At 45.9% G+C, this 26,343-nt stretch carries 21 protein-coding genes; 6 read left to right on the top strand and 15 right to left on the bottom strand.

All coding sequences use genetic code 11. The annotated features are described in order from the left end of the window. The 3 genes from ACKTT9_RS15285 to uidA form a co-directional block, all read right to left on the bottom strand. A complete protein-coding gene (locus tag ACKTT9_RS15285; RefSeq protein WP_407872218.1) occupies positions 1–483 on the bottom strand; it encodes a DUF6530 family protein in 483 nt (160 codons plus the stop codon). A 512-nt stretch (positions 484–995) separates the two neighbouring features. Continuing rightward, positions 996–2,408 carry an MFS transporter gene (locus ACKTT9_RS15280; RefSeq protein ID WP_407872217.1) on the bottom strand — a complete coding sequence of 471 codons (1,413 nt, stop codon included), beginning with the start codon at positions 2,406–2,408 and terminating at the stop codon, positions 996–998. Between the two features lie 47 nt (positions 2,409–2,455). Then, positions 2,456–4,255 (bottom strand): beta-glucuronidase, encoded by a 1,800-nt coding sequence (uidA, locus tag ACKTT9_RS15275; RefSeq protein WP_407872216.1) that lies wholly within the window; start codon positions 4,253–4,255, stop codon positions 2,456–2,458. 134 nt (positions 4,256–4,389) lie between these two features. On the opposite strand from uidA, the gene ACKTT9_RS15270 reads away from it, so the two are divergent. Both ACKTT9_RS15270 and ACKTT9_RS15265 read left to right on the top strand, forming a co-directional pair. Beyond that, positions 4,390–5,610, top strand: coding sequence for a helix-turn-helix domain-containing protein (locus ACKTT9_RS15270; RefSeq protein ID WP_407872215.1), 1,221 nt, complete (start codon positions 4,390–4,392; stop codon positions 5,608–5,610). Between the two features lie 99 nt (positions 5,611–5,709). Continuing rightward, positions 5,710–6,138, top strand: coding sequence for a VOC family protein (locus ACKTT9_RS15265; protein ID WP_315949388.1), 429 nt, complete (start codon positions 5,710–5,712; stop codon positions 6,136–6,138). A gap of 57 nt (positions 6,139–6,195) precedes the next feature. Here the strand turns inward: ACKTT9_RS15265 and cls are convergent, their stop codons facing one another. From cls to glgB, 6 genes are all read right to left on the bottom strand, one after another. Beyond that, positions 6,196–7,650: a cardiolipin synthase gene (gene cls / locus ACKTT9_RS15260; RefSeq protein ID WP_407872214.1), complete on the bottom strand. Its 1,455-nt coding sequence runs from the start codon at positions 7,648–7,650 to the stop codon at positions 6,196–6,198. Between the two features lie 111 nt (positions 7,651–7,761). Then, positions 7,762–7,956, bottom strand: a complete 195-nt coding sequence (locus ACKTT9_RS15255) for a hypothetical protein (RefSeq protein WP_127451541.1) — start codon at positions 7,954–7,956, stop codon at positions 7,762–7,764. Between the two features lie 127 nt (positions 7,957–8,083). Then, positions 8,084–9,514: a glycogen synthase GlgA gene (gene glgA / locus ACKTT9_RS15250; RefSeq protein ID WP_407872213.1), complete on the bottom strand. Its 1,431-nt coding sequence runs from the start codon at positions 9,512–9,514 to the stop codon at positions 8,084–8,086. A gap of 90 nt (positions 9,515–9,604) precedes the next feature. Then, entirely contained in the window at positions 9,605–10,714 is a 1,110-nt protein-coding gene (glgD, locus tag ACKTT9_RS15245; RefSeq protein WP_407872212.1) for a glucose-1-phosphate adenylyltransferase subunit GlgD, read from the bottom strand. A gap of 6 nt (positions 10,715–10,720) precedes the next feature. After that, complete coding sequence (locus ACKTT9_RS15240; RefSeq protein ID WP_407872211.1) at positions 10,721–11,869, bottom strand: glucose-1-phosphate adenylyltransferase; 1,149 nt, start codon at positions 11,867–11,869, stop codon at positions 10,721–10,723. After that, positions 11,859–13,817 carry a 1,4-alpha-glucan branching protein GlgB gene (gene glgB, locus ACKTT9_RS15235; RefSeq protein WP_407872210.1) on the bottom strand — a complete coding sequence of 653 codons (1,959 nt, stop codon included), beginning with the start codon at positions 13,815–13,817 and terminating at the stop codon, positions 11,859–11,861. Before glgB ends, ACKTT9_RS15240 begins: the two co-directional genes overlap by 11 nt. Before the next feature lie 180 nt (positions 13,818–13,997). On the opposite strand from glgB, the gene ACKTT9_RS15230 reads away from it, so the two are divergent. Genes ACKTT9_RS15230 through ACKTT9_RS15220 form a run of 3 tightly spaced genes read left to right on the top strand, consistent with a single transcriptional unit; the run spans position 13,998 to position 16,755 of the window. Next, complete coding sequence (locus tag ACKTT9_RS15230) at positions 13,998–15,119, top strand: peptidylprolyl isomerase (protein WP_407872209.1); 1,122 nt, start codon at positions 13,998–14,000, stop codon at positions 15,117–15,119. 54 nt (positions 15,120–15,173) lie between these two features. Next, positions 15,174–16,040 carry a class I SAM-dependent methyltransferase gene (locus ACKTT9_RS15225; protein ID WP_127451529.1) on the top strand — a complete coding sequence of 289 codons (867 nt, stop codon included), beginning with the start codon at positions 15,174–15,176 and terminating at the stop codon, positions 16,038–16,040. A 1-nt stretch (position 16,041) separates the two neighbouring features. Continuing rightward, complete coding sequence (locus ACKTT9_RS15220) at positions 16,042–16,755, top strand: RluA family pseudouridine synthase (RefSeq protein WP_407872208.1); 714 nt, start codon at positions 16,042–16,044, stop codon at positions 16,753–16,755. Between the two features lie 32 nt (positions 16,756–16,787). Here ACKTT9_RS15220 and ACKTT9_RS15215 read toward each other — a convergent pair whose 3' ends face one another. Next, the gene (locus ACKTT9_RS15215) at positions 16,788–17,192 is read right to left on the bottom strand and encodes a MarR family winged helix-turn-helix transcriptional regulator (protein WP_127451825.1); all 405 of its coding nucleotides are present in this window, start codon (positions 17,190–17,192) and stop codon (positions 16,788–16,790) included. A 255-nt stretch (positions 17,193–17,447) separates the two neighbouring features. On the opposite strand from ACKTT9_RS15215, the gene ACKTT9_RS15210 reads away from it, so the two are divergent. Then, a complete protein-coding gene (locus tag ACKTT9_RS15210) occupies positions 17,448–17,615 on the top strand; it encodes a hypothetical protein (RefSeq protein WP_407872207.1) in 168 nt (55 codons plus the stop codon). Here the strand turns inward: ACKTT9_RS15210 and gyrA are convergent. The 5 genes from gyrA to ACKTT9_RS15185 all read right to left on the bottom strand — a co-directional run bounded on the left by gyrA (position 17,606) and on the right by ACKTT9_RS15185 (position 24,906). Next, the gene (gyrA, locus tag ACKTT9_RS15205) at positions 17,606–20,047 is read right to left on the bottom strand and encodes a DNA gyrase subunit A (protein ID WP_407872206.1); all 2,442 of its coding nucleotides are present in this window, start codon (positions 20,045–20,047) and stop codon (positions 17,606–17,608) included. The two genes, ACKTT9_RS15210 and gyrA, sit on opposite strands and share 10 nt — an antisense overlap. 24 nt (positions 20,048–20,071) lie before the next feature. Then, positions 20,072–22,039 carry a DNA topoisomerase IV subunit B gene (gene parE / locus ACKTT9_RS15200; RefSeq protein WP_157324568.1) on the bottom strand — a complete coding sequence of 656 codons (1,968 nt, stop codon included), beginning with the start codon at positions 22,037–22,039 and terminating at the stop codon, positions 20,072–20,074. Positions 22,040–22,102: 63 nt separating this feature from the next. Then, the gene (locus ACKTT9_RS15195) at positions 22,103–23,095 is read right to left on the bottom strand and encodes an ABC transporter permease (protein ID WP_157324828.1); all 993 of its coding nucleotides are present in this window, start codon (positions 23,093–23,095) and stop codon (positions 22,103–22,105) included. Positions 23,096–23,110: 15 nt separating this feature from the next. Then, entirely contained in the window at positions 23,111–24,091 is a 981-nt protein-coding gene (locus ACKTT9_RS15190) for an ABC transporter ATP-binding protein (RefSeq protein WP_157324566.1), read from the bottom strand. Next, positions 24,091–24,906, bottom strand: coding sequence for a GDSL-type esterase/lipase family protein (locus tag ACKTT9_RS15185; RefSeq protein ID WP_407872205.1), 816 nt, complete (start codon positions 24,904–24,906; stop codon positions 24,091–24,093). The genes ACKTT9_RS15190 and ACKTT9_RS15185 overlap by 1 nt, the downstream gene beginning before the upstream one ends. Between the last annotated feature and the right edge of the window lie 1,437 nt (positions 24,907–26,343).

Genomic DNA, 26,343 nt, shown 5'->3' with positions numbered 1-26,343 from the left:
TTAATACCCCATATCTTTTAAAATTCTAGACAGCATACGCAGACGTTCGCCATTGAGCTCATCATCTTCGCTAAGCGCTTGGCTGAATAGTTTAATGTCTTCGTTAATTCGATCGTTATCCGTACAGACGGCCACGGTCATGGCATCTCCTTGCAAGCCTACACGGTCAATCACCGGATTCTCGGGATCGTATAAGTTCTTATTTCGATACGCCTCTTCGCGGAAATACAGCATGCTTCTTGTTACGAGAATGGCAAGATCAAGAACGCGGTGCAGCGGCAGCTCTTCCGATTGCCTCGACCACTTCTCCCCTGTGTATCTCCAGACTTTGGCCGAAATGTCGACCTTCCCTCTGTCATTCCATTGAGCCAGTCCTAGCGAAAGTCCTTTCGCATCGGACGTTTCAGCGTATCTGCCATCAACTTGCTCATAATTTTCGGAAACAATGACGGGCTTATGTTTTAAAGATGTTGGTATTTTCATTTTGGTTAGCTCCTTTGATTTGGTTTCGCGATTTAGTAATTTAGTAAATTAGTAATTTAGTAAATCACTAACCCGATTCTATCTTGATGTTTTGCAAAAGTCAATATTATTCATGCTTAGCCATCCTCCATGTCGGCAGCTCCTAGCAGATGTGCCGCTGCGAGCAGGCTGGCAAGTCGGCGACAAGGCCGAGCCGAGGTGGTGACTCGGCTTTGGGGAACCACAGGGCGCTATTTCGGAGAAATAGGCCCTTTTTGCGCCGAAGGGGAACTGGGGGACCTTATTTCTATGGATTTGGTGGATATTCCGCCAACTTCTTAGAAATAAGGTCCTGTAGTTCCCCGAAATGCTCTGCAACAACCCTGAGGACACAAATAACACCCTCAGGGTCCTCTATGCGCCGCCGCACGCAGCTCGGCAAGTCGGCGGCAAGGCCGTGACTCCGCCACGGAGAACTACATAAAACCTGATCTGCAAACAGATCAGGTTCATCACTTCCAAAATCCTTATTCTCAGGCGCCCCCTAGTCGCTTTTCGTTCAAATGACTCGCCAACTGACTCGTCCGCCGTTTATTCAGCGGGTATAAGAATACAATGATAAGAAAAATAACCAGATAGACGATGCCGGGGACTAAAGTGGCTAACGTGTATATGCCATCTAACGCTTCTTTGGTCTGAACGGATCGAGCCGCATCATAGCCAACTGAGCCGATAGCCACGCCGCCGATCCCGCCTGCAAGCGCTTGCCCCACCTTGCGGGCAAAGGAATAAACGGAATACACCGTACCGTCCTCCCGCACGCCGGTCACATACTCCTGATAGTCAATTACATCAGTGACAAATGCCCATACGACTAAGTTGAAGAATGCAAAGCCAAACATACCAACAGCGGAAATAAGAACAAATTGCCAAGCTGTCAAATGTGGCAGGAAGTAGAGCATAAGGTAGACAACGGAGGAAAGCAGCATACCAGCTGCGGCTATTTCCTTTTTGCCAAACTTGTGTACCAATGATTTCACGAAAGGAATCGCGATAAATACCGCAGCTGTCTGAATTAATCCAGCCATACTCAACATCGAAGCGCTTCCAAAATAATTTTTAAACAAATACACATTCACTGCGCCTACCAGCATCGAAAGCATCATAAACGTGAGAGATGCGATCAAAATAGAGATCAGCGGTCTATTTTTTAACATGCCTTTTAAAGTTATACCTAGATGGACCTTATTCTTTTGCGCTTCCGGTATTGTAATGCGTTCCGTTGATAGTTTATAACAAGCCATGTAGCAGGCAATCGACAATATGCCAAAAACAATAGCGGCCAGCATGAACCTGTTGGAATCTGCTTTATTGTTAACAAACAGGATCAACGGCCCGATCACATTGATAATTAGGCTCGCGAGCATAGCCCCCATCGTTCTGAACGTCGATAATGTCGTGCGCTCCACCGAATCACTTGTAATCACAGACGCCATGGACCCGTATGGAATATTAACCGTGCTGTACAACGTTCCCCAAATCAGATAAGTGACAAAGGCATAAGCCATGTAGAACCCGTCGGACATCCCCGGAATTTTCACAAACATCAGAATACCGGATATGACGAGCGGAAAAGACATTCGGAAGATCCAAGGCCGAAATTTGCCTTGAATCCCCGCTTTTCTAGTGTCGATGAAACGCCCCCACACGACATCTGCAACTGCATCCCAAAGTCTTGCAATGATAAATACAAGCCCGATCGTCGCCGCATGAATTTTAAAAATATCCGTATAATAGACCATCAGGAACGAGCTCACGAGGATAAAAAAGAAATCATTCCCGAAGTCGCCGAACAAGTACCCCAGCTTATCTCGCATCCCAAAAGGACGGCTTGCCTTGATGTTACCCGTTGTTTCAGACACATTGTGAATAACCAAATTACTCATCGTATCCCCCCACTACATGTGCAACTCAGATTGCTCAGATCCTATTTCTAAGGTTTCTTATATCCGAAATCTGGAATAGCCAGCCATCTTTTGCGCAGCTCATGTGCCGCATATTTCGGCTTCCGATCCCGTGTGAAGATGCCCTTTTTGTTTCCTTGAACCCGAATAACACCTTGGGATGTGTTAAAATCCGCAAAATTCCAAACCTGTTCACCAACAAAGGTGCTGAATTCATCAAACACTTCGTGATTCGCCCGCAGGTACTCGACCTGGAACTCTTCGGTAAACATCACAGGGTCTACATCATGCAAGCCGGCAATCGTGTCCGCCCCATACTCGGTCATGATGATTGGTTTGCCCGGGCAGCGTTTGCCCCAGCCATCCAGTTCCTCGCGCAGCTTGATTTTGGCTGCTTCCATATCGCCGCTTTGCACATACCAGCCGTAATACCTATTCAGTGCAAGCACATCAACAAGCTCCGCCACTTTGCACGTTTCAGGCGTTGACATCAGGTGTGTGACAATGGTCACAGGTCTTTTTTGCGGATCAAGTTCCTTGGCAAGCTCGACAAGCGGCTTGAAGTAAGCATCCGCTCCTTCTTCTTCTGAAGCCGGCTCGTTGGCTATAGACCACATCACGACACAAGCGTGATTTTTGTCACGCGCAATGAGTTCCCGAATGACATCCTGATGATGCTCTTGCGTTCGAAGCTCCTCCCAAGTTTTCCGCTTCGCCCCGCCTCCGAACATCGCCATGAAATTCAAGTGCAGCCCGACGGCAGGCGTCTCGTCAATGACAACAAGACCTTCAAGATCAGCCAGCCTCATTAACTCCTCCGAATAAGGATAGTGAGCTGTGCGGAACGAATTGGCACCGATCCATTTCATCAAGCGGAAATCGAGAACATTCGCCGCTTCATTAAATCCTCTACCATGAATCGCCGAATCCTCATGTTTCCCGAACCCTTTAAAATAAAAAGGTTTATCATTAATCAGGAATTTCCCGTCATTAACTTCAACGGTTCGTACACCAAATGGCTGTTCGTAAACGTCTACAAGCTGTCCATTATCGCTAATCTCAACTTTAAGCGTATACAAATAAGCTTTCAAAGGTTCCCACAGCTTCACCCCTTCGATCTCGATCAACCCCTGAAGTCCGCTGCTTTCTCCCACCACAAAGCCCGACTTATCAACAACCGTTGCCTTAACTTGTCCTTTCCCCGCTATCTCGACCTCATACTGAACAAGCCCTTTTTGCTGGTTCAAATTGGTTAAAATAGTCACATCTTTCACATACACGTGTGGTGTCGTATAAATTTTCACCGGTCGATGGATGCCGGCATAATTGAAAAAGTCAAAATTCGGGCTGTTTTTCGCAACAAGGCCACGCCCCGGAACTTCCTGCTCACTGTAGATTCCTACAGGCAGCGTCGTCTCGTCCACGATATTGTTCACGGCAACTGTCAATCGATTATGGCCTGTAGTTAAAAAGGAATTGATTTCCGCTTCAAACGGTGTAAATCCTCCCTTATGCTCCATAACCGCTTCCCCATTCACATAAACGACAGCTCGATGAGTAGCCGAACCAAATCGCAAGACAATACGCTCCGACATTAGCAAATTTAATACCGTGAAATCTCGCTCATACCAGACCCAACCAACGTGGTTTCGAATATCCGCCGTAACGCCTACATCGTTGAAAGAGGACGGCACTGACATCGGGATGGTCTCAGTAAGCGCTGAAGCGAACCATTTCTCTTGAAAGCCCTTTCCAAAATCCAATTTAAAATTCCAAATCCCACTAAGATCTATGATTCCCCGTGACTCTGATACGATTGGATATAACATAACAGCCGCTCCTTTTTATTCTCATTTGCAAACTCAACAATTAAGATTATACTAAGTTAACCAACTACTAAGTAGGACGTGGAATGCATTTAAGGGATTATTTTAACATTCTGATTTGGAAAATGGAGATTCTTATGAGTGAACAGCAGCTTCATCTATCCGCAATTAGCACGACATTGTTTCACTTAACGGACATCAACACCGTCGTTCTGACGAGCAGCGGAACTGTTTTGTTGAATCATGAACATGATAATATCCCTGAATTTCTAAACAGCTGGCAGAAGGAAGATATCGCGTTCTTTGCCGCGGAAGCTCAAATCTCTCCTGACCAATGCTGCAAATACACCAATATATGGGGATTTACCTACTTAGCCAAAGCTTTTCGATTACAAGAGGAACGTACTAAAATCATAGTCACAGGGCCTTTCTTACTGCAGGTTCCAGACGTCAATAAACTGTACACGAAGTTCAAACTGGATCAAGGAAAGCGAATCGAATTAGAAGGATTTTACCGAGGAATGAAATTAATCAGCGCCGCGAGGGTCCAAAGCATGGCCAATGTGTTCGAGCAAATCGAAGGCATTTCGCAAACGGATATTCGGGAGTTGGAACTCCAAACGCAGCCTGCCCGGTCCCCCCGTCAGAGCAAAATCGAGCTCATGCTGCAGCAGCCCGATGAGGCTTTTATCGACCTGATTGAATTGCGTTATCAAATTGAGCAGGAAATGATGCAAGCCGTCCAGCATGGGGATCATGAAACTTTGCAGAAAGTGCGCTCCAAAATGAAAAATCTGTATGACTTCTCCGAAAGGTTTCCGAACCAACCGGTAAGAGCTTTAAGAAATGCGCTTATTATTTTAAATACTTTGCTGCGTATCGCTGCCAAAAATGCAAATGTTCAGCCCTTTTTCTTGCACCAAATTTCAGAGAAATTTGCAAAGCAAATCGAAAGGACCGAAACGATCGATTTTCTTAATAAATTAATGACGCTCATGTTCGACGAATATTGCCGGCTCGTGCGCCAGCATGCTGTAAAGGGCTATTCCCCGCTCGTTCAAAAGGTCGTTCAATTTATTTCCTTGCATTATAATAAACCATTAAGCTTAGAGGAGCTTTCTCAGGAGTGCCACGCACATCCAGCCCATATTTCGAGACAATTCAAGAAAGAAACAGGAATGACCCTGACCGACTTCCAGCAGAAACAGCGGATTGAGGAAGCAAAACCATTGCTGCGCAATGGCGATTTAGCCATCAAATGGATTGCCGAATCCATTGGTTTCGATGATGCCGGCTACTTCACACGTATTTTCAAGAAAATCGAGGGCATGACGCCAACGCAATTTCAAAAGAGCTAGATGCAGTCCCCTTAGCCTTCTTTATATTGGAATATGGACAAGTTAAATGATACAATATGGGAATAATATGAAAAAAAACAAATCTGAGGAGTGATACAAATGGCATTAGATTTTTACTTGAATTTCAATGGAAATTGTCGTGAAGCGGTGGAGTATTATGCAGAAGTATTCGGGACTGAACAACCGAAAATCATGACCTTTGGCGATACGCCGTCAGATCCGGCCTACCCACTCCCAGAAGAAGCGAAATCCATGGTTATGCACGCAAGACTTACCATTAGCGGCAGCACGGTGATGTTCTCCGATGTTTTCCCAGGTATGCCTTTTGTAGCCGGAAATAATATTTCCTTATCCATGGTCAGCAAGGATATCGAAGAAATCAAATCCGCTTTCCATAAACTGAAAGAAGGCGGCAAAGTAGGCATGGAACTCCAAGAAACCTTCTGGAGCAAATGCTACGGCAGCTTGGAAGACAAGTTCGGCATCCAATGGCAATTTAACTACGATAACGGCGAAGTCGTCTATTAATTCCACGGGTGAACAAAAAACACGTCCTCTCTATTCAGGAGATGACGTGTTTTTTGTTTATAAAATTGGTGAAATCAGCTTCGAGATGGACTCCAGGAATCGTATGCGAAGTGAGCGCTTCTCATATTCCTCCAATGTTAGTTCCATACAGCCTTCCATGTCCTTCCAAAATGTAGCTTCCAGCTTTTTCGCCGTTTCCTCGTGATACATCAGCGCATTCGTCTCAAAATTAAGCCGCAGACTTCGAATATCGAAGTTAGCCGTCCCAACTGATGCCACTTTCCCATCAACAACAATTGTCTTCGCGTGCAAAAAACCATAATCGTAGAGGTAGCATTTCACGCCGGCGCGAAGCAGTTCCCCCACATAATAAAGGGAAGCCCAATGCACAAACAAGTGATCCGCTTTTTCCGGAATCATGATACGTACGTCAATGCCGGACAAGGCTGCTATGCGAAGTGCATTCAGCATGCTCTCTTCTGGAATAAAATATGGTGTCTGCAGCAGGATCCGTTTTTTGGCCATATGAATCATTTTGAGGAAGGTGTACACAAAATGCGGCCATTCTTCATTAGGCCCACTCGCCACGATCTGCATCGGTACCTGCTGTGAAGTCCCTCCTTCTTCACGTTCTGGAAAATAACACTGATCCACTTCGACTGCTGTCGAAGAAGCTAAATTCCAGTCCAAGATGAAACGGGACTGAAGCGCACGAACCACACTTCCTGTTAAGCGAAGGTGTGTATCCCGCCAAAACCCGAATCGAGGATCCATGCCAAGATATTCATTCCCCACATTGAATCCGCCCATATAGCCAATTTTGCCATCAATAATGACTAACTTCCGGTGATTGCGATAGTTCACTCGATAGTTCAAATAAGGGATTCGCGAAGGGAAAAAAGCTGCTTTCTGCCCGCCTGCTTTCAGAAAATCACGGAAGAAAGAATCCTTTAACGAACGTGAACCAATATCATCATACAAAAATCGAACGATGACCCCTTGCTCCGCCTTTTTCGTTAAGGCCTGAATAATCCGCTTCCCCAATGCGTCATTCTTGACGATGTAATATTGCATATGGATATGCGATTTCGCGGCTTCGATTTTCAGCATCAAATCACTGAATTTGCTTATCCCATCCGTAAAAATATCGACGCTGTTATCCTGGGTTAGAAATGCGTCATTCGAGGACACGTTCAAATAAATCAAATCACGGTAGTCGCTGACCATCGGATTCAGATAGGTCATCGTCCCGTTCATCAGCTGCTCCCGCTGTTCCGAGATGACCGTCTGCATTCTTTCCTGCATGCGCTGATTCCATTTGTACAGCTTTCTGCGGCTTAAATTTTGCCCTAACATCACATAGAGCAGAAAACCGAGAATTGGAATAAATAGAAGCACCATCAACCATGACCAGGTAGCCGCCACGTTCCGGCGTTCCAAGAATACGACCGTAAGAGCAAGTAAAATATTAACAATAAAAAGTACAGTAAGTGCGTGCGATATCCAATCCATGTTGCCACTCCTAACCGTTGTTGTCAGTGGATCAGGAATATTATACCTTATTTTCGGCAATTTCGAAAAAAACCTCGTATTCTGGCATAAGAACACGAGGCTGATCTTGCATTAGGCTATTTTTTTAATTAGGCATAACTTCCGTAAATAGTAAACGCCGCCTACTTTAATGACATCATCCGAATACGCTTCTATGAGTGTTCCTGAGTCTTCTAATTCGCCGTCAAACCACACCTCTACAGGTGTTTGAAATAGCATGCAAAGATACATATCCGCATCGGTTAAACAATCTGTCGTCCTGCTCATCTGAACAACTGCCTCCCTCACCATTTTTCACGTGACAACATACTTATCGTCATTTGTAAATGATAAATGAAGAGGAAGTAGGTAAAAAAGACTGGAAGCTATGAGCCTCCAGTCCTGATTTTTCCCTTTATTTGACCATTTCCTTATAAAGTCCGATATACTGCTGCGCGGACTTCTTCCAGCTGAAGTCGCCTTTTTTCATGTTCATCTGAATTTTCAACCAGGCGTCACGGTCATTTTTGTAGAAAAAGACCGCACGGCGGATCGTATGCAGCATATCATGCGCATTGTAATCTCTAAAGGAGAAGCCTGTCCCCTCGCCTGTAAATTCATTATATGGCAGAACCGTATCCTTCAGTCCACCGGTTTCACGGACGATCGGCACAGAGCGATACCGAAGTGCAATCAACTGACCAATCCCGCATGGCTCAAATTGAGATGGCATTAGGAACAAGTCCGAAGACGCATAGATTTGATGCGCCAATGCCTCGTCAAAGCAGATCTGAGCGGATACTTTGCCAGGATGCTTCAATGCCGCTTGCTTGAACATCTCCTCATAGTCGTATTCGCCTGTCCCGAGCACGACGAGTTGGATGTCTAGCGACAAAATTTCTGGCAGGACATGCTGGATGAGATCTAGCCCTTTTTGCTGCACCAAACGCGTTACCAGGGCAATCATCGGGACATCTTCTCTCACTTCCAATCCTAGCCGCTCCTGAAGTGCTGTCTTGTTCAACTGCTTTTTAGGCAGCGAATCCCGGTATGTAGAAACCAGATGCGGATCATTCATCGGATCAAACACCTCATAATCAATCCCGTTCACGATCCCCGTCAGCTGGTCTCTGCGGTGGCGCAGCAGGCTATCCAAATGTTCGCCAAAGTACGGAGTTTGAATCTCTTCGGCATAGGTCTGACTCACCGTTGTAATACGGTCCGCGTACAGAAGCCCTCCTTTTAGAAAGCTCGCACCACCATGCAGTTCAAGCGCTGTTCCGGTAAAATGATCGTCGGATAAGCCAAACAACTCCTTAAACAACGATTGGCTAAACACACCTTGATATTTCAAGTTATGAACGGTCGTTAACGTTTTGATCTCGCTATAGAATGGCAGATGTTGATAATGAGCCTTCAACAGCACGGGAATCATGCTGGCTTGCCAATCGTGACAGTGAATAACATCCGGCTGGAAGTCCAGCAGCGGCAGCGTTTCGATAACGCCTTTGCAGAAGAAAGCAAAACGTTCTGCCTCATCGCCATAACCATAAACGCCGGAGCGATTGAAATAAAATTCATTATCCACGAAATAAAAAGTAACCCCATCCTGCTGGAGAGCTTGAATGCCGATATATTGCTTTCTCCAACCGACATAGATATCATGCGTCACAGCCGTAGTCATCGCATCCCGGTACTTGGCAGGAATCCCGCCATATTTAGGCAAGATAACCCGTACATCCAGCCCTTGCTGGATAAGTTCTTTCGGCAATGAACCGATCACATCGGCAAGACCTCCCGTTTTGATAAAAGGAACTGCCTCTGAAGCTGCAAAGAGTACTTTCATCTTTCCACTCCTCCTGATAGTCGAAAACCCGCCTATGGGAAGGCAGGCTTTTCGGATTATATCTAGTTATGCGCTTAAGAACGATACCGATTAGATCACTTTCGTTTTTGCCGCGATGAACGGCGCTTTGTTATCACCTGTCAGGACGCGACCGCGGGAGATGAAGACATCCTTATCGAGGATCGCATTCTCAATAATGACATTTTCCTCGATTTCGCAGTTTTGGAGGATAATGCTGTTTTTCACGTAAGCTCCCTTACGGATTTTCACTCCGCGGAACAAAATGCTGTTTTCTACTTTACCCTCGATGGTGCAGCCATTTGCGATCAACGCGTTTTTGGCTGCGGCGGATTCCAGGTATTTCGCAGGCGGTTCATCCTTGACCTTTGTATAGATCAGGTTCTTCTGGAAGAACAATTCTCTCCAGATCACTGGATTTAACAGCTGCATGCTGTGCTTGTAGTAACCTTGAATCGAATTCACGATGCCTACATGCCCCTCAAATTTATAGCCATACACACTAAGCTTATCAATATTTTTCATGATACCGTCGCGAACCAGGTGATCATACCCTTGAGCCAGGCAAGATTCTACCATGTCCAGCAGAAGCGCTTTGCTCATAATATACATTTCCATGGAAATGTTATTTGTCCGCAGTCTACCCGTGTGATCCTCCATAAGCGTTACTTGTCCGTTATCTTTGACGGCCAAGCGGCGGAATTTCCCTTGAATATCCTCATCGGTTTGCTTATAGATGACCGTAATGTCCGCTTGCGTATCCTCGTGATGACGGATAACATCGCGCAAATCAAGATTGCACACCATATGGCTGCGAGAAATAATAACCAGCTCTTCTTTGCCGCGATAGAAATAATCCCGATGGCTGTAGAATTGGTATAGGTCCCCACGTGAAATGCCCGTCGGCTCGTCCAAGACGGATGGAAGAACGAACAATCCGCCCCGTTTTCTGTCCAAATCCCACTCTTTCCCTGACCCCAGATGATCCATCAAGGAACGGTACTTGTGCTGTGTGAATACAGCCACATTATCAATTCCAGAATTCACCATGTTCGACAATGTAAAATCAATTAACCGATAGCGTCCGCCGAATGGTACCGATGCAGGGCAGCGGAAATAAGTCAGTTCTTCCAAATCGTCCGGTTCATTCACTAAATTAATGACACCCATTACATGTTTCATCTGAGATCATCCCTTCTGTTTGGCAGTCGCTAATACTCGTTCATTGCCGCCTATGAGTGTAATTTCACCGTGACCATCTACAACAGCGCCATCTTCCACGATCGTGTTTTCCCCAATAATCGCTTTGTTAATCGTTACATTATTACCGATTTTCGCATTCGGCATAATCACGGAGTCTTTAATTTGGCTGCCTTCCCCCACCTGTACACCAAAGAACAAGACAGAATGATCGACATCTCCGAAAATCGCACAACCCTCATTCACCAGTGAACGCTTAATGTTCGCAGTAGGCGCTACATATTGAGCTGGTTGATATGGATTTTGGGAGTACACACGCCAATCTTTATCATTCAGATTCAGCTCGTTATGATCATCGAGCAAATCCATATTTGCTTCCCATAAGCTATCAATGGTACCGACGTCTTTCCAATACCCCTCGAACGGATAAGCATACATTCTTGCTTCATTTCGGAGCATCATCGGGATAATATCTTTCCCGAAATCCTTACTGGAATCCGGATTCTCCTCATCCGCAATCAAATACGATTTCAGAACGCTCCAGTTAAAAATATAAATACCCATGGAAGCCAAGTTGCTGTTCGCTTCTTTTGGTTTTTCGGCAAATTCAGTTATTTCCTGATTCTCATTCACGCTCATAATTCCGAAACGGCTGGTTTCTTCCCATTTCACTTCGATAACGGCGATACTTGCATCAGCTTTCTTCTCTTTGTGGTAGGAAAGCATCTTATCGTAATCCATTTTGTAAATGTGATCACCCGAGATGATCAAGACATACTCCGGATCATACTGCTCAATAAATCCAATGTTGCGGAAGATGGCATTAGCTGTACCTTTATACCAATCTCCACCTTTTTGTTCCATGAACGGAGGCAACACAGTAACACCGCCATTTTTGCGGTCCAAATCCCACGAACTGCCGATTCCAATATACGTGTTGAGCACGAGAGGCTGATATTGCGTTAAGACACCAACCGTGTCGATGCCTGAATTCGTGCAATTGCTTAGGGTGAAATCAATGATACGGTACTTCCCGCCAAAATGAACGGCTGGTTTGGCCAAATTATTCGTTAGTACGCCTAGTCTTCGTCCTTCTCCACCAGCGAGGAGCATGGCAACACATTCTTTACTGCGCATCTCTGATTTCCCCCTTCAACTTCGTTTTCTCTAGTTGGAATTCTTTTACACATTTTATATAAACAGCCGCAAGCGGCGGAATACACAGAGACAAGCTATAAGGCAGTTCGTGATATTTTCTTTTTTCACTTGTGATCGGCAGCTTGTTCCCTTGGCCGGAACCTCCGAACTCTGGAGCATCGCTGTTGAAAACAACCTCGTACATGCCATTGCGCGGAACGCCGATTCGATAATCGGGATGCACCACCGGTGTGAAATTACAGATGAGAATCAGATCATCCTCAGCCTTATTTCCTTTGCGCATGAAAGTGACGACACTTTGGCTTTCATCATGTGGATTAATCCATTTGAAGCCTTCCGGGCTATGATCCTTTTGCCACAAAGCCGGTTGGTCCAAATAAAATTGATTGAGCGCCTTCACGTAAACGTGCATTTGCTCGTGCTTCTCATATCCGTCCAGCAGGAACCAATCCACTTCCTCCTGGTCCTTCCATTCGTCGAATTGACCGAATTCGCTGCCCATGAACAGGAGCTTTTTGCCAGGGTGACCTGACATATATCCGTATAAAACGCGCAGATTGGCGAATTTCTGCCAATAATCGCCTGGCATTTTATGCAGGAGTGAACGTTTCCCATGGACAACCTCATCGTGAGAAAAAGGTAAAACATAATTTTCACTAAAGGCGTACATAAAGGAGAACGTGATCAATTTATGGTGATATTTGCGATGAACGGGATCCAGCTTCATATAACGCAGCATATCGTTCATCCAGCCCATGTTCCATTTATAGTTAAATCCAAGCCCTCCATCATGCACGGGTGCTGTCACCAGTGGCCAATCCGTGGAATCCTCTGCCATCATAAGCGCATCCGGATAATATGAGAAGACAACCTGATTCAACTTTCGCAAGAAAGCGACAGCTTCGGGATTGTCATCCCCGCCCCATTGATTCTTAAGGGGCTTCTCATTCCATCTGCCGAAATTCAAGTGCAGCATAGAAGCTACAGCATCAACCCGGATACCATCGATATGGTACATATCCATCCAGAAAATTGCGTTTGAAATGAGAAAGCTTTGCACTTCCGGCCTGCCAAAATCAAATGTAAGTGTCCCCCATTCCAACTTCTCGGCTTTGCGAGGGTCTTGGTATTCATACAGCGGCTTTCCGTCAAACTGCCTTAAGCCATGAGCATCCTTGCAGAAATGCCCAGGGACCCAGTCCATAATGACGCCAATCCCTTTTTGATGACAACGATCGACGAAATGCATGAACTCTTTCGGCGAACCATGCCTGCTTGTCACAGAGAAATAACCTGTCGCCTGATAACCCCATGAACGGTCAAACGGATGCTCGGCAAGCGGCATAACTTCAATATGTGTATAACCCATCTCCACGGCATAATCGACTAACTCGTCCGCAAGCTGGTCATAGGTATATAATTCTTCACTATGTCTGTCTTTTTTGCGCCACGTCCCTAGGTGCACTTCATAAATCGACAAAGGCTTATTATAGGCGGGAGTCAACTTCTTCTGCTCTAACCAAGCCTCATCCTGCCATTCGTAGCCTTCCAAATCGACAACACGAGAGGCTGTGCCTGGACGCACTTCCGAATAAAAGGCGTATGGGTCAGCTTTCAACAATATTTGACCTGTCTCGCTAAGGATTTCGTACTTGTAATGATCACCTTCACTGGCCTCAGGAACAAACAGCATCCATACGCCGAGTGAACTGAACTTCTCCATACGGTGTTTTCCTGATTGCCATTGGTTGAAATCGCCGAGCACGGCTACTTGTTTGGCATTAGGCGCCCATACAGCGAAACGAACTCCCTCATAACCCTTCCTTTTGCTAACATGCGCCCCTAGGATGCGATAGCTGTGATACAGGGATCCTTCATGAAGTAGAAACAAATCTTCTGAGCTGGGTGTACCAACATTTGCCCCCATGTTATCCCTCCCATAATCGACCTTTTTCTTCAAAATATGGATGTAATAATTAATCACATACAGTACAAATACAACAAGCAGGTGGAGAATTCCTTCAAACCCTCATATTAAAAAAAGGAAAATCCTTAATCCTGGGTGAATTACTAAAGTGACAGTCATTTGAAAGGTGGAAAACTGATTATGAAAGACAAGGTGAAAGGACTTATCGTAGGTTTAACGATCGGTTCGTTAATTAGCGGTACAGCTGCTTTTGCGGCTAGCAGTCAAATTGAAGTGGCGTTCCGCAGCATCAAATATATGTTTGATGGTGTCGAAAAAGTGCCTGCAGATGGAAAAGGTTTTGTTTACGAAGGTTCTACTTACGTCCCTCTTCGCTTCGTGAGTGAAGCTCTGGGAAAAAAAGTCGAATGGGATGAAGCCAATGAAACCATTTGGATCGGAATCAACCCGAATAAAATCGTTGCTACCTATCAAGGCGGTACGGTGACAAGAGGCGAGTTCGATACTTTCTTTGCGATGCAGGGCATTTTCAATAACGGCCATGCAGCTTCAAAAGATAACCCTGAGTATCAAAAAAGCGTTTTGAACCAATTAATTCAATATAGAATTCTGTACGGTAAATCTTCCGAGGCTGATCAAAAAGCGGCGAAAGATACAGCGTCTGCACAAATGGCAACTTGGAAATCCCAAAATGGCGAAGCCAAGTTTCTGGAAGAATTGAAGAACTTCAAAGTAACTGAAACGGAGCTTCAATATTACCTGGTCGGACGATTAACAGCAGAAAACTATATCAAATCCAGCGTTACTGATGCACAAGTTAAAGCCAAATATGACGACAACCTCAAACAAGATAAAGATTTTTATACGATTGCATCCGTCCGCCATATTTTGATTGGTTTAACAAATGCGGACAAGAGTGTGACCCGTACGAAAGAAGAAGCACTTAAGCTTGCTAAGGATGTCGAGCAAAAACTTAAGAATGGTGAAGACTTCGCGAAGCTGGCTAAAGAACTCACAGACGATCCTGGCTCCAAAGAAACCGGCGGTCTTTATGAAGATGCAGAAGTTAGCGGTTGGGTACCTGAATTCAAAAAAGCGGCGATTGAGCAACCTGTCGGCGCTGTAGGCGACCCCGTTGAAACACAATTTGGTTACCATGTGATCAAAGTCGAATCCAGATCCGTGAAATCTTTCGATTCCGTCAAAGATTCAATAAGACAATCACTGGAGCAAGCTCACTACCAACAATTTGTAGAAAAAGAATTGCCCGGTTTGATTGAAAAGATCGATTTAAGTGAATAAATGGTGTACAATGAATGTTTGTTAAAGTATACAAGTTGAAGGATGGAATGCAACATGTTTTATGCAAAAGACTGGGTAGATTATGAACTTCTCGACACTGGCGGTGGCGAAAAGCTGGAACGCTGGGGTACGATCGTATTGAGAAGACCTGACCCGCAAATCATTTGGCCTTTGGAAAAAGAAACACCCGCATGGCGTCAAGCCGATGCTCATTATCACCGCAGCTCCAGCGGCGGCGGACAATGGCAGCAGCATGCTGAACTGCCGGAACGCTGGACCATCACCTACGACCAGAAGCTGAGCTTTTATATTAAACCAACCAGCTTCAAGCATACGGGCCTCTTCCCTGAGCAAGCCGTCAACTGGAAATGGATGATTGATAAAATCCAAAATGCCGGAAGACCGATCAAGGTATTGAACCTATTCGCTTATACAGGTGGAGCTTCGCTGGCCTGCGCTTATGCAGGAGCAGAAGTTTGCCACGTTGATGCCTCCAAAGGTGTTGTACAATGGGCGAAGGAGAATCTGCATCTCAGCGGCATGGGCAGCCGTCCTGTACGTTTCATTACGGATGACGTATTCAAATTCGTGCAAAGAGAACAGCGCCGCGGCAGCAAATATGATGCGATCATCATGGATCCTCCCTCTTACGGGCGCGGACCTAATGGCGAGACTTGGAAGCTGGAAGATGATCTCTTCCCTTTCATACAAACTTGCCAGACGATCTTGACCGATAATCCTTTGTTCCTGTTAATTAACTCTTATACAACAGGTATTTCGGCTACGGTCCTGCAAAACATCTTAACGATGGCGATGAAAAGCAAGCATGGAGGTACGATCTCAAGTGGAGAAATCGGCCTGCCGATCACTCACTCCGGCTTAATGCTCCCTTGCGGTATTCTGGGACGCTGGGAGTCCTAATATGACTGGAACTAAAGATGTTTCGGGAGCATCGCAAATTCCGATCCTTTTCGAAGACAACCACATTCTCGTGGTAGAGAAGCCCGTGAACATGCCAACACAAGAGGACGACTCGCGTGATCCTGATCTGCTGAACGTCCTGAAGGCGGATATCAAGCTCCGGCACAACAAGCCTGGCAATGTCTACCTCGGGCTTGTCCACCGGCTTGACAGGCCTGTAGGCGGCGTGATGGTCTTCGCCAAAACATCAAAAGCCGCATCACGGCTGTCGGACGCGGTAAGAACTAGGCATCTCGACAAAACGTATGTCGCTATTGTGCATGGCAAACCGCCACAGCCGACGGCAACGCTGCGTCACTGGCTCTGGAAGGACACGCGGACGAATACCGTCAGCGTTGTCAAACCAGGCCAGCACGAAGCCAAGGAGGCTGTGCTGGATTATAAGCTTCTCGGCAGCCAAGACGGTCTCAGCTTGATCCAAATCAAGCTGCATACCGGGCGGCCGCATCAAATCCGCGTGCAGATGGCCGCAATCGGCTGCACACTGTACGGCGACCAGCGCTACGGCAGCGCGGTCAACAAGCCCGGCCAGCAGCTAGCGCTCTGGGCGACGGCTCTGTCCTTTGAGCATCCAACACTCAAAGAGACGATGCGCTTTCGGTCGCTGCCACCTGTGCAGCGGCCATGGAGTGAATTTACAATCCCAGAATTGTAAATTCACCTCGTACCGAGGTGTCGCTACTGCAATTAATTAGCGACTTTCCCCAACAAATAAATAAGCAGTTTCTGATTATGGGCGGAAACGCGGCTCAGGTAAGTGTCCAGCAGTTGTTCACGGACTAACGTACCTCGCTCGCATTCCGCTTTTCCTTTGTCTGTTACGTGCACCCACACGATACGGCGGTCTTTCTCATCCCGCACCCGTACGATTAATTCACTTTTCTCCATACGATCTAATAGCGTTGTAACCGCTGCAGGTGTTGTAGATAGATATTCGATTAGATCTGAAGGCTTCATACGCTCGTTCGTCATAAGCAATTCTAATACGTTAAGTTGCCCTTCTGTAATCGTAGGTGCTAATCCTACTTCCATCTGGCTCTTCAATTCCTTAGACAATTTCAGCCACAGCTTTCCAAACTCATCGGAATACAACCTCACATCAACTCGCTTCCAACATCTACTATAACGCAAGTATAGCACGCATTTTCACTGGTTAAAAGGTTAATGCCGTTAATACTTTCCTACAAAAGCTGCACATTTCCAGGACATGCTGTGGCATGTTGTCGAGCCATCCACAACTTTGTCCGAACTTGAAGAATACCTCGACTTCTTTTTAACATTCCGCCCACATCTTACATATACTGTGAAGCAGTTAGATTTGCAGAACACGCTAAGGAGTGGTTCAACGTGGATGATTGGAAAATGGAGCTTGGTAAAAAGGCACTCGAGGCCGGCATCCTGAAAGACCCACAGTGGCTGGATCGATTAGACGAACCGATGCCCCTGTGGGTCTTATTAGAGTTAGCTTTTATGCTGATGGAGAAGCTGGATCCACCTACGGTCAGTTATGACTGAGGGAAACGCAGGACATCTATAATGGATTCTGTTTTGGTAACAGGGATAAGCTGTTTGCCTTGCGCTTTACGATCTTCCAGCGGCGCTGTCTCCGTCGAGAAGCGAAGCTTCTCTCCATTACTCATCACGGCTGTAATCTGATAATCCATTTTCACAATGAACGTTCGGATTAAACCTGTTCCATTCGGTCTCACGCGCTTGCCTTCTTTAAACTCAAAGGTGAGAATACCTTTTCCTCCACGCCCTTGAATTGGATAATCGACGACAAGGGACCGCTTGGCATATCCGAGGTCCGAGATGACGAGCACTTCCCCCTCATCCCCATAAATCCACTCAGCCGAGACGACATCATCGTCTTCTTTGAGTTGGATGCCGCGCACACCCGCGGCTGCACGGCCCATTGGGTTTACTTCTTCCTCGCGGAAGCGGATGCTCATGCCCAGTTTCGTGACAAGCAGGATTTCCTTCGTGTTATCGCTGAGATGCACATGAAGTACTTCATCTTGCTCAGCAAGCTTACAAGCAACAAGTCCATTGGAGCGATTCGTCATGTACTCTTTGAGCTCCGTACGCTTCACTTGGCCCTTGCGAGTGACGAACACAAGTGATTTCGTTGGATCTTCAAAGCCTTTGACCGGAATCACATTAACGATACGGTCTTCTTTGGCGATTGGAATGACATTGACAATCGCGGTACCATTTTCTTTCCATTTGTACTCTGGCACTTGATGGACGGGCAATAAGTAGTACTGGCCTTTTTTCGTGAAGATCAGCAGGCTCTCAATCGTATTCACGTCCAGCAAGAAGCGCAAGTAGTCGCCTTCCTTGAGACCTGTATTTTCCAATTCTCCGCCAGATCGTGTAAACGACAGCTTGCTAGTGCGTTTCAAGTAGCCTTCGTTAGAAAGCGTGACGAACACGTCTTCCGGATTGACGAGTACTTCCAGATTAACTTTCAGCTCCTCAACCTCGCCTTGAATCGCTGAACGGCGCTCAATGCCGTATTTCTTCCGGATTTCGCCCATTTCATCTTTAATGACACCTAAGAGCTTTTTCAAGCTGCCCAAAATGCCACGCAAATAAGCAATTGTTTTTTCAACATCTTTCAACTCTTTTTCAAGAGTTGTAATTTCTAAATTCGTTAACCGGTATAATTGCAAGACGAGAATGGCGTCCGCTTGACGCTCGGAAAAGCCAAATTTCTCCATCAGATTGTTTTGAGCATCCTGCCGATTTTTGGACGCTTTGATTGTTGCGATCACTTCGTCCAGTATGTTAAGCGCTTTGACTAGCCCTTCCAGCACGTGAGCGCGGTCTTCCGCTTTCTCAAGCTCATATTGCGAACGGAACGTGACAACTTCCTTTTGATGTTCAATGTAAGCTTCCAGAATTTCGCGAATGCCCAATTGTCGCGGCGCTTTATTAACAATCGCCACCATATTGAAATTGTACGTGACTTGCAAGTCCGTCTTCTTCAGCAAATAAGCTAAAATCCCTTGCGCATCCGCTTCCTTTTTCAGTTCAATGACAATTCGTAATCCGTTACGTCCGCTTTCGTCCCGAACCTCCGCGATACCCTCAACTTTCTTCTCAAGACGGATGTTTTCCATTGCCGTTACAAGACGCGCTTTCACGACCTGATACGGAATTTCCGTGATCACAATTTGTTGTCTTCCGCCGCGCATGTCTTCGATCGCTGTTTTGGACCTTATGTAGATACGGCCTTTGCCAGTACGATAAGCTTCACGAATCCCCTCTTCGCCCATAATAATCCCGGAAGTAGGGAAGTCAGGACCTTTAACGATGGTCATTAACTCTTCAACTGTCATCTCAGGCTTATCTATCATCGCTGTACAAGCATCAATTATTTCACGCAAGTTATGCGGCGGAATTTCAGTCGCAAAACCTGCCGAAATACCGCTTACGCCGTTCACTAGCAGATTCGGATAACGCGCTGGGAGCACAACTGGCTCTTTCGTGGAGTTATCAAAATTATCTTTGAACATGACGGTACGTTTCTCAATATCACGAAGCAGTTCCATCGCAATTTCTGAGAGCCTTGCTTCTGTGTACCGCATCGCTGCCGGCGGATCATCATCCAGTGATCCCCAGTTTCCATGGCCATCTACAAGTGTATGACCCATCTTCCAAGGCTGTGCCATACGAACCATACCATCGTAAATAGACGCATCTCCATGGGGATGATAGTTCCCCATCACATCGCCGACCGTTTTTGCGGACTTGCGGTATGGTTTATCAGGGGTATTCCCTGAATCGTACATCGCATACAATACGCGTCGTTGTACAGGCTTTAAGCCGTCCCTGACATCCGGGATCGCGCGATCCTGGATAATATATTTGGAATAACGCCCGAATCGATCGCCAACGATCTCTTCCAGATAGGCCGGTAAAAATTCTTCTAAAATACCCAACTTTCAGTCACCACTCTTTTTGGTCTACTCTACATATTCGGTAAAATCGACGTTCTCGATAATCCAACGTTTACGCGGATCCACTTTATCGCCCATTAAGGTTGTTACTCGGCGCTCCGCTTTCGCAGCGTCTTCAATCTGAACCTGCAGCAGCTGCCTGCTCTCCGGATTCATGGTTGTTTCCCATAACTGCTCCGGATTCATCTCGCCAAGTCCTTTGTACCGCTGTAACTCGGTATTCTTGCCAAGCTCTTTCACAACTTGCTGCAATTGGTCGTCGGTCCATGCATATTTATAGCCGCCATTTTTGCCTTTTCTCGTCACTTTGTAAAGCGGCGGCTGCGCAATGTACACCTTGCCTGCATCAATCATAGGCTTCATGTAGCGGTAGAAGAACGTCAGAAGCAGCACTTGAATATGTGCGCCGTCAGTATCCGCATCCGTCATAATAATAATTTTACCGTAGTTCATTTCTTCAACTTCGAACTCAGAGCCGACTCCTGCTCCGATCGCCGCAATGATCGCTTTATACTCGTCGTTTTTCATAATATCGAGCAGCTTTGCCTTCTCAGGGTTCATTGGCTTCCCTTTTAGCGGCAAAATCGCTTGATGCTTGGAGTCGCGCCCTTGTTTCGCGGAACCTCCTGCAGAATCTCCCTCAACGACGAACAATTCATTGCGCTGCAAATCCTTGGATTGCGCAGGGGTTAGCTTGCCGCCAAGGTTAGAGCTCTCGCTTTTCCCTTTTTTCCCGCTGCGAATTTCTTCTCTAGCTTTACGAGCTGCTTCACGGGCTTTAGAAGCTTGAACAGCCTTCTTCAGCATCATCTGCGCGATTTGCGGATTTTCTTCCAGGAACACCGTCATCTTGTCCGAAACAACCGCATCCACCGCACTTCTTGCAATAGCGCTTCCAAGCTGGTCCTTGGTTTGACCGACGAATTCGACATCGCCCATCTTAATATTGATTACGACCATCATACCTTCTCTCAGGTCGGTACCGTCAAGGTTTTTTTCTTTCTCTTTGAGAATGCCCGCTTTACGTGCATATTCATTCATGACCCTTGTATAGGCAGTTTTAAAACCCGTTTCATGCGTACCGCCGCCGCGGGTCGGGATTGCATTCACGAATGAGGCGATCGTTTCGGTGTAGCCATCATTGTACTGAAGAGCCACTTCCACTTCAATTTCGTCCTTCTCAGAGGCAAAATGAATAACGGGATGAAGCACCGTCTTCTCTTCGTTCAGGAATTCAACGAATTGGCTGGCGCCGCCTTCATATTGGAACGAATCCTGTTTATCCGTGCGCTCATCTTTTAAATTAACCTGTAACCCCGAATTCAAGAAGGCAATCTCTTGCAATCGCTCGGATAAGGTATCGTAGGAAATGGTGGTGCCGCCTTGGAATACGCGTTTGTCTGGCTTGAACGTAACTTTAGTCCCTGTTCGGTTCGTATTGCCTATAACTTCAAGCTTCGTAACCTGTTCACCCACATGCTCAACACCAGCATCATCGACCCAATATTCAAAGCGCATCTTGTGCACTTTGCCCTCGCGATAAATTTCAACTTCCAGCCACTCTGAGAGAGCATTCGTAACCGAAGCACCAACGCCGTGCAGACCTCCGGATTTCTTGTATCCAGAACCTCCGAACTTGCCTCCGGCATGAAGAATCGTAAACACGACCTGCGGCGTAGGAACTCCTGTCTTATGCATACCTGTCGGAATCCCCCGACCGTTATCTTGCACCGTGATGGACTGATCTTTATGTATGGTTACACTGATTTTGGAACAGTATTTGGCAAGATGTTCATCTACCGCATTATCGACAATTTCCCAAATCAAATGGTGCAAACCGGAAGAACTCGTGCTGCCGATATACATACCTGGTCGTTTACGAACAGCGACAAGCCCTTCCAGTACTTGAATATCATCGACATCGTAATCCGATGTTGGGGCTTTTCCATTAGCAAATTCTAGTTGCTCAGTCATTGAAGCCCTCCTTTTTCTAATATAGGGTTCTTTGATAGGAGTTTCGCGACTCCAAATATCTTGTTAATTCAATATATCCTTGCGGGAGAAAACAGTAAAGGAAACAATCAGCGAAATCGCGGCCCAAACACTTAATACACTTAGCGAGAAGGCCAAATCCATACCTTTTATCGGCGGCAGACCTCCTGTAAGATATTTGGTTAAGTCCAAGTTGACCATAAACAAATACTTCGCTGTTTCCCAAGATGACACCATGTTCGAAAGAATCGTCCCCGAAATTAAGACTGCGAGCATGACCCCCATACCGGCAGCTGTTGATCGAATGAGAACAGAGATCATTAACGACATCAGTGCGACGACTAATGCCGAAAACCAAACTAATCCAAACTCCATCAAGAGGAAGAACCATTGATCAACCGCTCTTACCAGGCTGAAGTCCACATCCGTGCCATTGATCTGAATGCCAGTAAAAATGGGCATCGTCCATCCGTTATAGCCGAAAACTAGGCCGGAAATCAAGTAACACAGCACACCGGTCGAAAGAACTGTAAGCGAAGTAAAGAAAATAACAGTTATTAATTTGCTCAATAGGATTTTCCATCGCCGGACCGGTCTTGTCAACAATAATTTAATAGTCCCCGTAGAATGCTCGGATGATACGATATCTGCGGAAATGACCATGATGATCAACGGAATGAATAAAGAGACGGCATTTTTGACAAATTCACGCGTGAAAGTAACGGCATTAGGAGAGCTCGGATCGACATCTTGATCCAGATAATAATTAGCAATCTGAATCTGCACTTTAAGCTGCTGCTTCCATTCGTCTGGCGTACGTGCAGAGCTTAAACGCTTTTCCCAGTCAATAATTTTCTGGCGCTGATCCGCCTTCCAGTCTGTCGTACCAAATTGCTTTTGTGTATTTTGAGCCACTCGCATTTGTGCATAAGTAAACATAGGAATAAGGGCAAGCAGGATCAGGATGATCACATAAAATCGTTTTTTCTTGATCATTTTGATGCATTCATTTTTGACGAGTTCATACAGAATACGCATTTCTTTCACCGTCCCCTATTGTATGGTTTCACCCTCGGTTAGGCTCAAGAACAAATCTTCCAGCGTTGGGTTCTTGATTTCTACAGCGTAGAGGCTAATTCCTGCTTCCATCAATTGCCTACTTATTTGCGGGACATGCTCTTTATCCATCTGGGTAACAATTTGTCTCACTGAATCATGTGTATGCGTGGGATCATCTTGGCCAATTTCCTCAATCGCGTTCACAAGTGGAGACGCATCGAGAAGCCCCTCAGCCTTATCGGCCGGAGACACGGACCAAACCACTTTGCCGCCTTGTGCAATCAACTCATTCACCGCTCCTACTTGAATGACTTGGCCATGGCTAATAATCGCTACACGGTCACACATTTGCTGAATCTCGCTTAATAGATGGCTGGAAACAAACAAGCTCAATCCATCAGCCGCCAAACGCTGAATAAATTCCCTCATTTCCTTGATTCCTTGCGGATCAAGTCCATTGGTAGGCTCGTCCAAAATTAACAAGCTAGGCCGCCCAAGAAGCGCTTGCGCGATACCAAGCCGCTGCCTCATGCCAAGGGAATAGGTACGAACTTTATCATGAATTCGCCCATCCATCGAAACAATTTCAACAACCTCATGAATTCTCTGCTCGTCAACATCCGGCAGCATTCTTGCAAAATGCTCGAGATTTTCCCATCCCGTTAAGTACGAATACAACTCCGGATTCTCTACAATGCAGCCAACATGACGCATGGCTTGATTGTGCTCCTTGCGAACGTCAAATCCACAAATGTGAATCGTCCCTTCCGTTGGCCGAATTAGATCAACAAGCATTCGAATAGTTGTTGTTTTCCCGGATCCGTTAGGCCCTAAAAAACCGAAAATTTCACCGGCATAAACATCAAAGGAAATTCCCTTGATAATCTCTTTATTTTTAATTTGTTTTCTCAAATTTTTCACGGATAATACGGTATCAGGAACGATTACTGCTTCTGTCACTTTGCCTGCCCCCATTACTTCAGAATTTGTAAAATTCGATCTGCAATCCGCTCATAACCATCCGCATTAGGATGAAAATGATCAGCCGAAGACAAATATTTAATCAAATTTTGTTCAAACAAATCATAAGTCGGGACAATCACCATTTGTGGATAACGATTGATCATTTCGAAAACGCCATTATTCCAGCGCTGTACAACGAGCGATCCTTCCTGTTTCGGATCCAAATCTAGAAATGGATGATATAAGCCTACGTACATCACAGTTGCCTTAGGGTTAGCTTTATTAATTGCTTCAAGAATTTTCTGCACTTTTTCGAGCGCCGGAGCCACTCGACTTTCTGCTGCCTCAGGGTTAAACTCTGTCTGATTATCCCCTTGGAAAAGTCCGTCTCCACCTGCAAAAATATCATTTCCGCCGATAGTAAGCAAGATAATATCTGCCTGCGCAAGCGCATCCTGTGTCTTCTTTAGTGCCAGATCAGCTAGCAGTTGGTCGCTCTTATAGCCTGGAATGGCTAAATTATTAAGCACAAATACCGGTTTGCCCGTTTCCTTCTCCAGCTTTTCACGGACGCGGCCCACATAACCTTTGCCTGTATTGTCACCCGTTCCTGCCGTTAATGAATCGCCGAGCGCTACAATTTGCAGCTTTGCTTTGCTTTCAATCATCGATTCCTTCTTCGGAGCCTCTGTCGCCAATTGAAGCGATCCGGAAGCCTTCGGAAACCATATCTGATTCGCCGCGTAAGCAAATCCTACAGCGAAAACAATCGTCGTAATAGATGCGGTTAAGCCAATTGTTCCCCATATGAAGCGAGATGATCTCAAAAATGTCCCCTCCTGCGAATAAATGGCATAATTCATACTAAGAGTATAGCTTCTAGAATAAATTTGCAAACGCTGCAAAAAGTCGCTGCCCAAAAAACGATCATATGTTCGTTTGGATAGTATAACATATTTCGCCATAAATCAAACAGCCTCAATTTTTTTTGGTTTGTGTGATTGATGATTTCCCCGTTATAGAGACTCCAGGTCCGCTATGATCTGGCTTAGCGGAATTTTCCGCTAGACTTTGTGTGTTTAGTGGGGTGGAAGGCTGCGAATTAGTGAGTGCCTCGATTGGATTGTGGAAGGTAGGTAAAGTAGCTTGATTTTCTCGGGCTTTGTATTGTGTAAGTGCCTCGGCACAGGTTAAGGGGCACTACAGGGCGCTATTTCTCGGAAAATACACGTTTTCCGAGTAAGAAGGGACCTGTGGTCCTCTATTCCACCAATTTCGGCCGAAATTGCTGTCACGGTGCGAAGATAAGACCCTGTGGTTCCGCTCATCGAGGAATCTGAATGATATCCTGGAAATAGAGGACTCCAGTTCCGCTATGATTTAGCTTAGCGGAATTTTCCGCTAGACTTTGTGTATTTAGTGGGATGGAAGGCTGCGAATTAGTGAGTGCATCGGTTGGATTGTGGAAGGTAGGTAAAGTAGATTGATTTTCTCGGGCTTTGTATTGTGCAAGCGCCTATGTACAGGTTAGAGGGGAATAGTGATCGTTAGAATCACAAAACGGGCTGATATTGCGGAATAGCGACATTTGGGTGCGTTACAGCAGCAGATGTATGGTGCGGGATGAAGATAATTGAAGGTGTCGTGCAACAAAAGTAATTTTAATAGTGGTTCGTATCGCGGAGGGTGGTTATTAGCTTGTCTCTTGAGGTCGTATAGATATTGGTGATGGTGTTGCTGCTTCGATCACGGTTCAACTGTTGGTAGTGTTACGGTATTACTGAAGGTGGTGCTGCTGTTGGTTCTACTGTTGTTAGGTGTGCAGTGTTACTTGATGGTGGTGTTACTTGATGGTGGTGTTACTGTTGGTAGGTGTGCGGTGTTACTTGATGGTGGTTCTACTGTTGGTAGGTGTGCAGTGTTATTGATGGTGGTTCTACTGTTGGTAGGTGTGCGGTGTTACTTGATGGTGGTTCTACTGTTGGTAGGTGTGCAGTGTTATTGATGGTGGTTCTACTGTTGGTAGGTGCGCGGTGTTACTTGATGGTGGTTCTACTGTTGGTAAGTGTGCAGTGTTACTGATGGTGGTGTTACTATTGTGGGAGTCGTGGTTATCAGCTTACAGGTGGCGCAGTTCAAGTTGTTACGTTTACAATACTCTAACGGACTCAGTTGCCCTATTGGTTACTTTTTGAGCTAATCTGGAATTTAACGGACACAGGTGACCTTAATCGTCTTGAAACTAGCTGAAACCACTGTAAATT

This window comes from Paenibacillus sp. P36 (assembly GCF_045866505.1).
Taxonomy (GTDB): domain Bacteria; phylum Bacillota; class Bacilli; order Paenibacillales; family NBRC-103111; genus Paenibacillus_E; species Paenibacillus_E chondroitinus.
The sequence above is the reverse complement of the archived record's forward strand: the minus strand, read 5'-3'. Positions and strand labels throughout refer to the sequence as shown.

Coding starts and splice junctions, on each gene's coding strand:
- uidA (WP_407872216.1), bottom strand. CDS start 4,255: ATGTTATATCCAATCGTATCAGAGTCACGGGGAATCATAGATCTTAGT.
- parE (WP_157324568.1), bottom strand. CDS start 22,039: ATGACTGAGCAACTAGAATTTGCTAATGGAAAAGCCCCAACATCGGAT.
- glgD (WP_407872212.1), bottom strand. CDS start 10,714: ATGAAACATGTAATGGGTGTCATTAATTTAGTGAATGAACCGGACGAT.
- glgB (WP_407872210.1), bottom strand. CDS start 13,817: ATGGGGGCAAATGTTGGTACACCCAGCTCAGAAGATTTGTTTCTACTT.
- ACKTT9_RS15270 (WP_407872215.1), top strand. CDS start 4,390: ATGAGTGAACAGCAGCTTCATCTATCCGCAATTAGCACGACATTGTTT.
- ACKTT9_RS15220 (WP_407872208.1), top strand. CDS start 16,042: ATGACTGGAACTAAAGATGTTTCGGGAGCATCGCAAATTCCGATCCTT.
- ACKTT9_RS15255 (WP_127451541.1), bottom strand. CDS start 7,956: ATGAGCAGGACGACAGATTGTTTAACCGATGCGGATATGTATCTTTGC.
- ACKTT9_RS15195 (WP_157324828.1), bottom strand. CDS start 23,095: ATGCGTATTCTGTATGAACTCGTCAAAAATGAATGCATCAAAATGATC.
- ACKTT9_RS15280 (WP_407872217.1), bottom strand. CDS start 2,408: ATGAGTAATTTGGTTATTCACAATGTGTCTGAAACAACGGGTAACATC.
- ACKTT9_RS15225 (WP_127451529.1), top strand. CDS start 15,174: ATGTTTTATGCAAAAGACTGGGTAGATTATGAACTTCTCGACACTGGC.
- ACKTT9_RS15285 (WP_407872218.1), bottom strand. CDS start 483: ATGAAAATACCAACATCTTTAAAACATAAGCCCGTCATTGTTTCCGAA.
- glgA (WP_407872213.1), bottom strand. CDS start 9,514: ATGAAAGTACTCTTTGCAGCTTCAGAGGCAGTTCCTTTTATCAAAACG.
- ACKTT9_RS15265 (WP_315949388.1), top strand. CDS start 5,710: ATGGCATTAGATTTTTACTTGAATTTCAATGGAAATTGTCGTGAAGCG.
- cls (WP_407872214.1), bottom strand. CDS start 7,650: ATGGATTGGATATCGCACGCACTTACTGTACTTTTTATTGTTAATATT.
- ACKTT9_RS15240 (WP_407872211.1), bottom strand. CDS start 11,869: ATGCGCAGTAAAGAATGTGTTGCCATGCTCCTCGCTGGTGGAGAAGGA.
- ACKTT9_RS15190 (WP_157324566.1), bottom strand. CDS start 24,091: ATGGGGGCAGGCAAAGTGACAGAAGCAGTAATCGTTCCTGATACCGTA.
- ACKTT9_RS15230 (WP_407872209.1), top strand. CDS start 13,998: ATGAAAGACAAGGTGAAAGGACTTATCGTAGGTTTAACGATCGGTTCG.